This is a genomic window from Kitasatospora sp. NPDC042419 (assembly GCF_056437345.1).
Genome location: NZ_JBWKAW010000028.1, coordinates 20436 through 32295 on the forward strand (window position 1 = coordinate 20436; position 11860 = coordinate 32295).

Sequence of the window (11860 nt, forward strand, 5' to 3'; positions counted from 1 at the left end):
GCGCGGGCGGCGGCGTCCCCGGAATGCCGGACGGTGCTCGGCGAAAGTTTGCACGACTGTTATATGGCAGTTCTGCCACTTCCCTACCGTGGGCGGCGTCCGCAAGCGACCCGTGATCCTTCCCCACCCAGCGAGCGAGGGCCCATGAAGCAGCACACCGACCCGACCCCGGCAGCCCCGGGCACCGGAGCCATCGGCATCGTCCAGATATCCGACCTGCACTTCCAGGACTCCCCCGGAACCCGGGGATTCGTCTCCCACCAGCCCGACGAGGGGCTCGCCGCCGTCCTCGCCGACGCCGGACGGGCGATCGCCGAAGCCGCCCTGGTGGTCGCCACCGGCGACCTCGCGGACACCGGCGAGCCGGGCGCGTACGAGCGGATGGGCGAGGTCCTGGACACCCTGCCCACCCCGGTCTACTGCCTCGCCGGCAACCACGACCTGCAGGACGAGCTGCAGGCCCGCCTGCCCCGGCCCAACGTGCACCTGGAGCCCGCCGTCCGGATCGGGAACTGGCTGATGCTGTTCCTCGACACCAACGCGCACGGCCGCGAGGCCGCCGGCGACGGCACCTACCGCGACCGCGACGACCGGGTGCACGCGGCCGCCCAGCCCGGCCTCACCCCGGTCGAGGAGGAGCGCGCCCGCGCGATCCTGACGGCCACCGGAGCCGAGCACGTCTTCGTCTGGCTGCACCAGCCGCCGCTTCCCCGGACCGCCCCGGACGCCCAGGGGGACAGCGACCTCGCCCTGCTCGTCCGCGACTTCCCCGCCATCCGGGCGATCGGCGCCGGCCACCTGCACGGGGACCTGTCCGGCGAGTTCGAGGGCCGGCCCGTGTACGTGTGCCCGTCGACCTACTTCAGCATCGACCACCGGAACCAGCGCCTCGAAGGCCCCGGCTACCGCACCTACACCCTGCACCCCGACGGCCGCGTCGACACCGAGGTCCGGACGGTGTCCGGCGGGATCACCGACACCATGCGCGGTGCGCCGCTCCCCGGTTTCCTCGCCGACCTGCTGGCGGGACGGGTCAGCGGCGAGGAGCTCCAGGCCCTGAGCGACGCCGAGTTCGAGGAGCGCTTCGGCGAACCCCGTCCGATGCGCCGAGGCTGACCCCTGCGGCCCTGCGGCCCTGCGGCCCTGCGGCCCTGCGGCCCTGCGGCCCCTGCGGTGTCGGTACCCGCCGCAGGGGCCGCAGGGCCGGCGAACCGCCGGACCGGCGCGCCTCACGCGGACACCGGGGACTCCTCCCGGCCGAGGGCGTCGAGCAGCCGCTTCGCGGCCACCGCCGCCCCGTCGGTGCGGACCGTGCCGGCCACGGCGGCGGCCCGTTCGCGGGTCTCCGGGGCCAGGGCCGCCGCGAGCGCGGCCGACAGGGACCCGGCGGTCGGGACCGGACCGTCGTGGGCCACGCCGATGCCGAGGTCGGCCACCCGCCCGGCCCAGTACGGCTGGTCGGCTCCCTGGGGCACCACCACCTGGGGCACGCCGGCCAGGGCGGCGGTGGTGGTCGTGCTCGCGCTGCCGTGGTGCACCACGGCGGCCGAACGGCGGAACAGCGCCTGCTGGTTGACCTCGCCGACGACGAAGCAGTCGTCCCGGTCGTCGACCGGGGCCAGGCCTGCCCAGCCGCGGGAGAGGACCACGCGGAGGCACTGCGCGCGGACGGACTCCACGGCCGCCCGGGCGACGCCCGCCGGATCCTGCACGGGCATGCTGCCGAAGCCCACGTACACCGGCGGGGTGCCGGCGTCCAGGAAGGCCGTCAGTTCGGCGGGGAGCGGGCGCTCGTCGGGCACGATCCACGCGCCGGTCTGCACCACGTCGAGGTCTGTCGGCTGCCACGGGGCGAGGAGCGGGTCCGCGGCCATCCACGGCTGGTCGCCGAAGGCGTAGTCGCGGACGCCCGCCACCGGCGGCAGGCCGGCGGCCGCCCGCTGGGCGTTGAGCTCCGCGCCGAACATCTCGTCGGCGATCCGGGCGTCGAGGTCCCACAGGGCCTGGTTGTCGGCCTCGTCCGCGGGCAGCGGCCGGCCCCGCCGCGCGGGCGGCGGCTGGTGGGGCGAGGGCAGGCTGACCGGCTGGTGGCTCGCGTGCACGTAGCGGATGCCCAGCTTCTCGGCCACCGACCGCGCTCCGGCCGCCGCCGGCAGCGGGCCGGTCACGACCAGTGCGTCGCACCCCTCGGCGGCCGCGGCGAGGGTGTCGAACTGCGCGGCCATCAGGTCGGCCACGCGCTGCGCCAGGCCCGCCGCGGACCCCGGGACCACCGTGGTCACCAGCGGGCGCACCGGGTCGCCGGCCGGCACCATCTCCACGCCGACACCGGCCAGCCGCTCCGCGAACTCCTCGTCCGGCGGCGCGCACACCCGCACCTGGGCGCCGAGTTCCCGCAGCCGCACCGCGAGCCCCACCATCGGCTCGACACTGCCGCGCGACCCGTACGCCGACAAAACCACACGCATGCACGACTCCCGTTGATCTTCGTTTCCGCCTAGGCGGGAGATTCTGCAGCAGGACCGGGGCCTTGCCGCAAGGCCCCTGGTGCGCTATAAGTTCAGAGTGGCGAGGAGTGAGTTCCCCTCCCCGGGCCGTGAGTCCCCTGAGCCCTGAGCCCTGACGTCCCGTCCGTTCCGGACGGTCGGCCTTCCCGCGAGACGGCGGTGCCCCCGTACCCGTACCCGTGCCAGCCCCGTGCCGGGGGATGGTCGCACAGGGGCTCGATAGGCTCGGGGCGAATCATCGTCTCCGAACGGGAGGTCCACGCGACATGGGCGGCACGGTCACTGCGGTCAGCAGCAACGGCGAGTACTCCTTCACCAAGCCCAACCGGGACAGCATCACGCTGCTGGCCGGTCTCGGGGTGGAGGGGGACGTGCACGCGGGCGTGACGGTGAAGCACCGGTCGCGGGTCGCGCAGGACCCGACCCTGCCGAACCTGCGGCAGGTCCACCTCATCCACGAGGAGCTGTTCGCCGAGGTGGGCGGGAAGGGATTCGACGTGGCGCCCGGTCAGCTGGGGGAGAACATCACCACCAGCGGGATCGACCTGCTCGGCCTGCCGGTCGGGGCGCTGCTGCGGATCGGGGAGGCGGCGGTCGTGGAGGTCACCGGGCTGCGCAACCCCTGCGTGCAGATCGACGGCTTTCGGGACGGGCTGCTGAAGCAGGTCGTGGGGCGGGACGAGGCGGGGAACGTGGTGCGCAAGGCCGGGATCATGAGCGTGGTCCGGGTGGGCGGTGTGGTGCGGGCCGGCGATGCGATCGGGGTCGAGCTCCCCGAGGGTCCGCACCGGCCGCTGGACCGGGTCTGAGACGTCCGAGGCGTCCGGGGTTCCGGGGTGTCCGAGGAGGTGCGGGGCGTCCGGGGCGGTGCGGGGACCGGATGGGCAGGACGCGAACGGGTAGGTTAGCCTAACCTAAGCTTAGTGGGGATCGGCGGCCGTCGTCCGACGTGCCGCCGACCCGCCTGCTGAGAGGAGAGAGGGCCCTGACCAGCACCACCGCCCCCGCGCGTTTCCTGCTCTTCCCGCTCCAGGTCGTCCGGAGCACCCGCCTCACGCCCCACCTGGCCCGCGTCACCCTCGCCGGGGAGAGCCTCACCGGCTTCGTCAACGGCGGCCTCGACCAGCGGATCAAGCTCCTCCTCCCGCAGCCGGGGCAGACCGAACCGCAGACCCCCTCCGGCGAGGGCGAGTTCGGCTGGTACCGGACCTGGCGCGGCATGGACCCGGCCGTCCGCCCGGTGCTCCGCACCTACACCGTCCGCGCGCAGCGCCGCGACCCCGACGAGATCGACATCGACATCGCCGTCCACGGCGACCACGGCCCCGGCTCCCGCTGGGCGGTCACCACCGCGCCCGGGGACCGGGTGCTCGTCTGCGGACCGGCGGTGGAGGAGGCCGGCGGCGTGGAGTTCCGGCTGCCGCAGGGCGCCGACTGGGTCCTGCTCGCCGGGGACGAGTCCGCGCTGCCGGCCGTCGCGGCGATCCTCGACGAGCTGCCGCCCGGGCTGCCCGTGCGCGTGTTCGCCGAGACCGAGGGGCCCGGGGAGGAGGGCTACCTGCCCACCGGACGGCCCGGCGTCGAGGTGACCTGGCTGTACCGCGACGGGGACGCCCCGGCCCTGCCCGCCGCCGTCCGGGCCGCCGAACTCCCGCCCGGCGAGCCGTACGCGTGGATCGCCGGCGAGGCGGCGACCGTCCGCGAACTCCGCCGCCACCTGGTCGGCGAGCGCGGGATCGACCGGCGTGCCGTCTGCTTCATGGGCTACTGGCGGGCCGGGCGGACGGAGGATCAGCGGGCCGACGACGGGCCGGCCGCCGACGAGGACTGACGGACCGGCCCGCGCGCGAGCAGGGGGCCGCCGCCCCCGGGCGGAAAGACGACGAGGTACTGCCGGCGTCCGTCCTCGACGCGGGCCAGCCGGGCGGAGAGGCCGCTCGCCGCGATCGCCGCGGCGGCCGGGCCCGACCCCTCGGTCATCTCGTCCAGGCGTGCGTACGACCTCGCCAGGGACGCGGCCGGGCCACTGATCCACATCGCCACCCGGGCGCCGCGGCGGAGCGCGGCGAGCAGCTCCCGCCGCAGCGGCCCCTCGGCGGCGGCCTCGACCTCGTCGTGGAGCCGCTCCTGGGCACACGGCCGCGTCGGCGCCGCCCGGGCCGCCACGGCGCACTTCCGGCAGGAGTCGAGGGCCCCGGGGTCGAAGTGGTGCAGGTACTGCCGGAGGAACTGCCGCCGGACGCCGCACAGGGTGCCGCGCGGTCCGGCGGCGTGCTGGACGCCGGGCACGCCGTCGACCTCTGCGGCGCCGAACTCGGCGGGCTCCCGCGCGGCGGCGAACGACCAGTCCGCCCCAGGATCGTCGATCATGCGGAGGAGCATGCCACGACGGTTGCCGGGGCGGCCGCCGGGGCCGGTGACCGCGTCACGGCGGCCGCCCGCCGTCCGGACCCGCCGTCCGGGCCCGCCCGCCGTCCACGGGCCGCCGGCTACCGCGCGGCGACCCTCCGGGGCGGTTCGATCCGGGTCCGGGCCGGGGCGAGCAGGCGGTTGAGCAGCTCGGCGCCGGCGGCGGTGTCGAGCGGGACGGGCTCCGGCCCGGCCGGTTTGACCAGGCCGGCGGCGCCGTCCCGCTGGTAGAGGATGCAGGCGGCGCTCGCCAGGTCGCGCTTGGACGGCCACTTCAGGCCGAGCGCCCACGGGGCCTGGCCGCGGATCCAGGCGGCCCAGCGGCGGGTGCGGGCGTACGTCTCGGGGGTGGAGTGGACCAGCCACTCGTCCTGGTGGACGGCGGCGAGCTGGTCCAGCGTCATCAGGGGGACGAGCGGGATGTCGCAGGTGGTCTCGATCTGCGACAGGACCTTGCCCCGGACGGCCGCGCGCCGGATCCGCCGCCAGCCCTTCTCGTCGAACGGGATCCCGCGCACCAGCGTCTCCATCACCGCCGCCCGCTCCGAGAACCCGGCGTACAGGTACGGCAGGTGCTCGCCGTCGCCCTCGAAGGAGCAGAACCGGCCGCCCTCGTAGAGCGCGTCGGCGGGGTTCGGGTTGAACGCGGTCGCCGGGTACGCGGCGAGGTGCACGCGGTGCAGCACGGTGCCGGCGGGCAGCAGTTCGCGGTGCGGGGCGGCGCTCGCGGTGGGGGCGGGGACCTTCACGTCGGGCATCCGGTCACCACTCCGCGATCTCGGCACGGGCCGCCGCGAGCAGCGAGCGCTCGTCGGGGGTGCCCAGCAGGCGGGCGGGGACGGCGTCCAGCCAGGCGTTGGCGCCCAGCCACCAGTCGGCGACGCCCCACGGGTCGTCGTCGGCGTCGAGCAGGCGGTTGACCTCGACGACCAGCGGGAGCGGGCGGCCCGAGGCGCCGTCGAACTGGAAGGACGGGAGGCGGACGGTGCCCTGGCGGTCGGTCAGCCGGATCAGGTCGGGGTCGGCCGGGTCGTGCCCGCCGGCCCGGTACTCGGCGGCGGTGACGTTCCCCGCGGCCAGCAGCCGGTCGTCGGCGTCCTGGTGGGGAACGGCGGGGCCGGGGTCCGGTGACGCGCCCGCGGCGCGTTGGACGGCGGCGCGGGTCGCCTGCTGCCCCAGTGCCTGGAGCGACGCGATGAGGTCGGCCGGCAGCACGGCGACCGCGTACGGGCCGGCGGTCGTGAAGCGGACGGAGTCGTCCGCGGGCGCGTCGAAGATCTCCCAGCCGGGGAAGAGCATGAGGAGGAACCGGGCGATCCTGCGGGAGCCGCGTTCCGGGTCCTCCGAGAGCCTGGCGACCAGTTCCAGCAGCTCGGTCCGGGCCGGATCGTCCAGCCGCACCCACACCTCGTACCAATGGTCCCGCAGGGCCTTCATGACCTGGGCCGGTATCACCGCGCATCACCTCCCGCTCGCCGAACGTGCCGCTCGCCCCGCGCAAATGTAGCGTCTCCCGTGCGTGCGCGGAGGGTGATCACCTATTCCCGCAAGACGGGAACAACCCTCCGCGATCTGCGGCATGATGGTCACTCAGCAGCACCTCGGGGGCGGTGCCGGTCCACGTGTGGTCGTTCCGACGTCGCGACCCGCACCGGCCTCGACGGCGCGCGTAGGGTGTCCGACCGGTGCCGTACCTCCCGGTCCGCACCGTACGTCACGACTCGCGCTCGGAAGGCGGCCGGTGAGCAGTTCCGCGGGATACGGGTGGTCCTACGTCGACCGGGAGGCCGAGCGCCGCCGACGGTTGCGCGCGCAGCTGGCCGCAGAGGCCCAGCGGGCCGAGAACCTTCGGCGCGCCGAGGAGCAGCGGGCGGCACTGCGGGCCCGGCTGCTCGCCGAGGAACGGCGGGCCGACCTGCGGGCCCGGCTCGGCGAGTTGAACGAGGAGGCGCAGGGGCTGCGCGGTGAGGCCAAGGGGCTGCGCCGCGCGTACCGGGCCGGCCGGGTGCGGGTGGAGACGGTCACCGTCGGCGCGGGCGCCGACGAGGCGGAGCTGACGCGGGCGATCGAGCGGGCCAAGGCGGCCAACAGCCGGGCGGCGCGTGAGCTGGCGGAGGCGGTGCGGGGCGTCTGGGAGGCGGTCCTGCCGGAGGCGGTGGCCGAACCGGAGCGTCCGCGCCCCGCGAAGGCGTCCGCCCGGGAGGCCGCGGCGAGCACGGCACGGGCGGCGGCGGCCGCGGCGGAGGCGGCGGCGCGTGAGCAGGCCGACCGGACCGAAGGCGTCCGGGCCGGCGCGCTCGCCGAGGCGCAGGCCATGCTCGACCGGGACGTGCCCCGCTGCGACCCCGCCGACCTGGAGCGGGTGGCGGGGCTGGTGCGGTCGCTGAAGGCGGCCGGCACCGTCTCCGACGTGCGGACGACGCTCACCGACCTGGCGGCACTCGTCCAGCACTCGGTGCAGCGCCGCAGGCGTGACGAGGAGCGTGCCGAACTGCGCGCAGCCCTGGTGGAGTTGGCGCAGGAGGCGGAGCCGGGGGAGCGCGACCGGCTGGTCGCCGACCTGGCGGCCGCCGAGGACCCGGCGTACCTGCGGTCCGCCGTGGAGGCGGCGGTGGCCCGGGCGGACGCGCGGCGGAACCGGGGGCCGGTGGCGGCCGCGCTCGCCGCGGTGCTGCGCGAGCGGGACTACCTGGTGGGCGAGGACTTCACCGACCTGCTCGCCGTGGAGGGCGAGGTGGTGGTGCCGTTCGGCGACCCCGGGTTCGGCAGCGGCGAGGGCAGTGGTGAGGGTGCCGGGCAGGGCGGTGGCGAGGGCTCCGGGCAGGGCGAGGAGGGCGAGGCGCCGGTGGCGGGGTACGGGCTGCGGCTGGTGCTGTCCCCGGACCGGGCGACGCTCTCCACCTCGGTCGTCAAGCGGTCCGGCGACCGGGCGGCGGAGTCCGGTGCGGACGGGGCGTCGGGCGAGGGAGTGGACGAGGAACTCGGTGCGGAACAGGACGAACTGGTCCAGCAGTGGTTCTGCGACGAGCAGTTGCCCGCCATCGAGGAAGGGATCCGGCAGCGGGGCGTCCGCCTTGAGCGGACCTCCGCGATGGCCCCGGGCATGATGGCCGCCGGCGTGGTGCCGGACGGTTCGTGGCCGCCTCCGGCCGCCGTCGCCCCGCGCCGTCGGAAGAACACGGGCCGCAAGGGCTCGACGAGCGCCGCCGCGGCCTACGAACAGCAGCAGCGACAGCGCGAGCGGTGAGAACGGCGAGAACGGTGGGGGCGGTGGGAACGTGAGCGGCAACGACGCGAACGGCGGGCACGTGGGCGGCGGGAAGACGGGCGGCGGAGGGGCGGACGGCGAGAAGGCGGACCTGCGCAAGGACGCGGCGGAGGACGGCGACGACCTCCGCCCGGCCACGCCCAGCTGGATCCGCGAGCTGGACATGGCGCTCACCGTCTACCCGCAGGTGCTGCTGACCGGCAACGTCCGCGACCAGTACCTGCTGCCGGACGACCACGCCGCCGGCAGCAGCCCGACCCTCGCCCCCTACACGTTGGGCGGGGTGATCGAATCGCTCTGCCTGGCCCGCGGCTACGGCGCGCTCGCCTTCGTCGACCAGGTGAACGACCGGATCGCCCTGCTGCGGCTGAGCGCCACCCTGGAGGAAGTCCCGGAGGTCATCCGGGAGTTCGCCGAGCGCGACGAGCGGTGGCGGCGCGGCGGTACCGGCGGCACGGCGGGGGACACGGACGACGAGGACGAGCCGGAGATGCTGGACCGGCTGCGCGACACGATGGTCGGCGTGGTCCGCCACCCCGGCCCGCCGGTCGGGCTGGTCGTCCCGTACGCGGCACGGCTCGGTTCGGCGCGGGCCCCCGTCGCCGGGGAGGCCGCCCGGCTGTTCGCGGCCGCCGAGGAACTGGGCCACACCGCCCGCCCGGTGCAGGGCAGCACGGTCGTGACGCCGTACAACACGGTGTTCTGGGTGGTGGAGCGGCAGGAGGACCTGCCGATGGAGTTCGCCGTCGGCAGCCGCGCGGTGCGGGTGATCAACGTGCCGCAGCCGCCGCACGACCAGCGGCTGGCCGCCGCCCGGCACGTGGTCGGCGGGCTGGCCCGCTACCAGGCGGCGACCGGCGGGCCCGTCCTCGACGCGGCGGAGACCGCCGCCGCCGCGAAGGCGCTCGCCGACACCTCCCACGGCATGGGCAGTTCGGAGGTGATGGCGATCGGCCGGATGGCGCTGGACCGCAGCCTGCCGGTGCAGCGGCTGGACGAGGCGGCCCGCCTCTACCGGATCGGCGTGCTCGACAACCCGTGGGCCACCGCCGCGCTGCGCGAGCGGATCGCGGACGGCGAGCGGTTCCTGAACGGCAAGGTGATCGGGCAGCCGTACGCCGTCCGCCGCACGCTGGAGATTTTCATGCGCTCGGCGGCCGGGCTGAACGGCGCGCAGTCGTCCAGCTCGCCGAGCCGGCCGCGCGGCACGCTCTTCCTCTCCGGCCCGACCGGCGTCGGGAAGACCGAACTCGCCAAGGGCGTCGCCGAGATGATCCTCGGCAAGGACGCCCGGCCGATCCGCTTCGACATGAGCGAGTTCGCCGAGGAGCACGCCCGGGACCGGCTGATCGGCGCCCCGCCGGGATTCGTCGGCCACGACGCGGGCGGCGAACTGACCAACGCGGTCCGCGCCAACCCGATGAGCGTGCTGCTCTTCGACGAGATCGACAAGGCCAACCCGCGGCTGTTCGACCTCTTCCTGCAGATCCTGGAGGACGGCCGGCTCACCGACGGGCGCGGCGCCACCGTCTACTTCACCGAATGCGTCCTGGTCTTCACCTCCAACCTCGGTGTCGCGGCCACCGTCGTGGCGGAGCAGTCCAAGGAGCGGGGGGAGGGGACGGCGGCGGGTCGCGGCGAGCCGTCCGCCGACCCGGTCCCGCAGGCCGGCGAACCGGGTCAGGAGACGCCCGAGCGCACCCGCCGCCGCCAACTCACCCGGCACGACGACCCGGTGGTGGTCCGCCAGGCGCTGCGCGAGGCCTTCGACCTCTTCTTCAACGAGCAGATCCGGCGGCCCGAACTGCGCAACCGGTTCGGCGACAACTTCATCCCGATGGACTTCATGCAGGAGAAGTGGGTGCCGCAGATCCTGGACAAGGCGATCGCCTCGGTGGCGGGCCGGATCCGCGAGGTGCACGGCGCCGAGCTGACCGTCGCCGACGAGGCCTGGGAGGTGCTGCGGGTCGAGGCGACCCGGCGGCTCGACCACGGCGGGCGCGGCGTGCTGACCGCCGTCGAGTCGGCACTGGTCAACCCGCTGGCCAAGGAGGTCTTCCGGACGCTGCCGAAGCGCGGCGAGCGGATCGAGGTGTCGTCGGTCGAGGGCGACGGGGACGGCGAGGGCTACCGGCTGGAGGTGAACCGTTGGCCGGGGTGAACGGGGACGGGGAGCCGACGGACGGTGGGCCGGGTGCCGCCTCCGGCCCCGCGCCGGGCGATGCCGCGCCGGGCGATGCCGCCTCGGGCACCGCACCGGTCGTCGTGCCGGCCGCCGCACCGGCTGCCCGGGTGAGCCAGGTCTACCGGCCGGTCACCTCGCTCGGGCCCGGCCGGCGGCTGGGCGTCTGGTTCCAGGGATGCACCCTGGCCTGCCCCGGCTGCATGTCCCGCCACACCTGGGAGCCCTCCGCCGGGCGGGAGCTGACGACGGAGCGGTTCGCCGCCCTGTGGCGCGCGGCGCTGGCCGACGGCCTCGACGGCCTCACCGTCAGCGGCGGCGAGCCGCTCGAACAGGCGCCGGCCCTCGCGGCCCTGCTCGCCGCGGCGGACGAGGAGCGCCGCCGCTCCGGCCGGGCCGCCGACCTGCTGGTGTACACCGGCTGGGAGCCGGAGGAACTGGCCGCCGACCCGGCGACCGCCTCCGCGCTGTCCGGCGCCGACGCGGTCGTCACCGGCCGCTACCTGGCCGGGCAGCCGACCGGGCTGGCCTGGCGCGGGTCGGCCAACCAACGGCTGGTGACCCGCACGGCCCTCGGCCGCGAGCGCTACGCGCCCTACCTGGACCACCGCCCCGAGCGGCCGGAACTCCAGGTGCACGTCACCGAGGGCGAGGTCCGGGTGATCGGGGTGCCGCGCCCCGGTGACCTGGGCCGGATCGAACGAGACCTGGTCCGGCGCGGCGTGACCCTGCGGGAGACCTCGTGGCGACCGTGATCTACCGCTGCCCGGTGGGAGCACCGGGTGAGTGCCCGACCTCCGGTACCCGGGGGTACTGCCAGGTGCACTTCTTCGTGGAGCTGGAACGGTACGACCCGGAGCAGGCCGCGCCCCCACCCGCCCCCGCGGCCGCTCCGCCCTCCGTGAGCGCCGTACCCGACGCGGCGACGCGGCCGGCCCGGACGGCCCCGGCCGGGGCCGCGCAGCAGGGGCGGCGCCCGGAGCCGGCCGCCCGGCCGGTGGTGCGGCTGGCGCTGGTGATCGCGGGGGCGCTGCTGCCGGTCCGCGGCGAACAGCAGCGCGGGGGCGGCGGGCTGGCGATCGGCCGGGACGAACCCGACTGCGCCGCGATCCCCGGCCTGGCCGGGTTCGACCAGCTCTCCCGCTCCCACGCGCGGCTGCGCTGGATCGGCGGGGTCCTGCACGTCGAGGACCTGGGATCGACCAACGGCACCTACGTCGACGGCCGTCCGGTCACCGGGCCGACCGCGGTGTGGCCGGGACACCGGCTGCGGTTCGCGGAGGACATCGACGTCCAGGTCATCGAGATCGACGAGTTCGGCGCTCCCCGGTGAGCCGGGGGCGCGAGGAGGAGAACGGCGCCATGGCCGACACACCACCGGACCCGGGCCCGGCCACGCGCAAACAGGGCCGGGGCCAGGGAGCGGGTCAGGAGCCGGGACAGGGCAAGCGGCAGGACCGGACGCCTGACCGGGCGCCTGACCAGAGACCGGCC

11 protein-coding genes are annotated in these 11860 nt (G+C 75.8%); 7 read left to right on the forward strand and 4 right to left on the reverse strand.

What is annotated here, in order from left to right:
* Positions 1-144: 144 nt before the first annotated feature.
* Positions 145-1116, forward strand: coding sequence for a metallophosphoesterase (locus AC067J_RS35020; RefSeq protein ID WP_478306207.1), 972 nt, complete (start codon positions 145-147; stop codon positions 1114-1116).
* 113 nt (positions 1117-1229) lie between these two features.
* Here AC067J_RS35020 and AC067J_RS35025 read toward each other — a convergent pair whose 3' ends face one another.
* Positions 1230-2468 carry a glycosyltransferase gene (locus AC067J_RS35025; protein WP_478306209.1) on the reverse strand — a complete coding sequence of 413 codons (1239 nt, stop codon included), beginning with the start codon at positions 2466-2468 and terminating at the stop codon, positions 1230-1232.
* Between the two features lie 305 nt (positions 2469-2773).
* Here AC067J_RS35025 and AC067J_RS35030 point away from each other — a divergent pair, with 305 nt between their 5' ends.
* On the forward strand, positions 2774-3316 hold the full coding sequence (locus AC067J_RS35030) for an MOSC domain-containing protein (protein ID WP_478306211.1): 543 nt from the start codon (positions 2774-2776) through the stop codon (positions 3314-3316).
* A 140-nt stretch (positions 3317-3456) separates the two neighbouring features.
* The gene (locus AC067J_RS35035; RefSeq protein WP_478306212.1) at positions 3457-4338 is read left to right on the forward strand and encodes a siderophore-interacting protein; all 882 of its coding nucleotides are present in this window, start codon (positions 3457-3459) and stop codon (positions 4336-4338) included.
* Here the strand turns inward: AC067J_RS35035 and AC067J_RS35040 are convergent.
* From AC067J_RS35040 to AC067J_RS35050, 3 genes are all read right to left on the reverse strand, one after another.
* Positions 4299-4877: a hypothetical protein gene (locus AC067J_RS35040; protein WP_478306214.1), complete on the reverse strand. Its 579-nt coding sequence runs from the start codon at positions 4875-4877 to the stop codon at positions 4299-4301. The genes AC067J_RS35035 and AC067J_RS35040 overlap by 40 nt on opposite strands.
* A 119-nt stretch (positions 4878-4996) precedes the next feature.
* Positions 4997-5674: an RES family NAD+ phosphorylase gene (locus AC067J_RS35045; RefSeq protein ID WP_478306215.1), complete on the reverse strand. Its 678-nt coding sequence runs from the start codon at positions 5672-5674 to the stop codon at positions 4997-4999.
* A gap of 4 nt (positions 5675-5678) precedes the next feature.
* Positions 5679-6371, reverse strand: coding sequence for a hypothetical protein (locus AC067J_RS35050; protein ID WP_478306217.1), 693 nt, complete (start codon positions 6369-6371; stop codon positions 5679-5681).
* A gap of 286 nt (positions 6372-6657) precedes the next feature.
* On the opposite strand from AC067J_RS35050, the gene AC067J_RS35055 reads away from it, so the two are divergent.
* The 4 genes from AC067J_RS35055 to AC067J_RS35070 are packed head-to-tail and all read left to right on the forward strand — an operon-like array spanning position 6658 to position 11699.
* Complete coding sequence (locus AC067J_RS35055) at positions 6658-8163, forward strand: hypothetical protein (protein WP_478306219.1); 1506 nt, start codon at positions 6658-6660, stop codon at positions 8161-8163.
* Between the two features lie 31 nt (positions 8164-8194).
* A complete protein-coding gene (locus AC067J_RS35060) occupies positions 8195-10345 on the forward strand; it encodes an AAA family ATPase (RefSeq protein ID WP_478306221.1) in 2151 nt (716 codons plus the stop codon).
* On the forward strand, positions 10342-11121 hold the full coding sequence (locus AC067J_RS35065) for a 4Fe-4S single cluster domain-containing protein (protein ID WP_478306306.1): 780 nt from the start codon (positions 10342-10344) through the stop codon (positions 11119-11121). The genes AC067J_RS35060 and AC067J_RS35065 overlap by 4 nt, the downstream gene beginning before the upstream one ends.
* A complete protein-coding gene (locus AC067J_RS35070; protein WP_478306223.1) occupies positions 11109-11699 on the forward strand; it encodes an FHA domain-containing protein in 591 nt (196 codons plus the stop codon). The genes AC067J_RS35065 and AC067J_RS35070 overlap by 13 nt, the downstream gene beginning before the upstream one ends.
* Positions 11700-11860: the final 161 nt, after the last annotated feature.

Coding starts and splice junctions, on each gene's coding strand:
- AC067J_RS35020 (WP_478306207.1), top strand. CDS start 145: ATGAAGCAGCACACCGACCCGACCCCGGCAGCCCCGGGCACCGGAGCC.
- AC067J_RS35025 (WP_478306209.1), bottom strand. CDS start 2,468: ATGCGTGTGGTTTTGTCGGCGTACGGGTCGCGCGGCAGTGTCGAGCCG.
- AC067J_RS35030 (WP_478306211.1), top strand. CDS start 2,774: ATGGGCGGCACGGTCACTGCGGTCAGCAGCAACGGCGAGTACTCCTTC.
- AC067J_RS35040 (WP_478306214.1), bottom strand. CDS start 4,877: ATGATCGACGATCCTGGGGCGGACTGGTCGTTCGCCGCCGCGCGGGAG.
- AC067J_RS35045 (WP_478306215.1), bottom strand. CDS start 5,674: ATGCCCGACGTGAAGGTCCCCGCCCCCACCGCGAGCGCCGCCCCGCAC.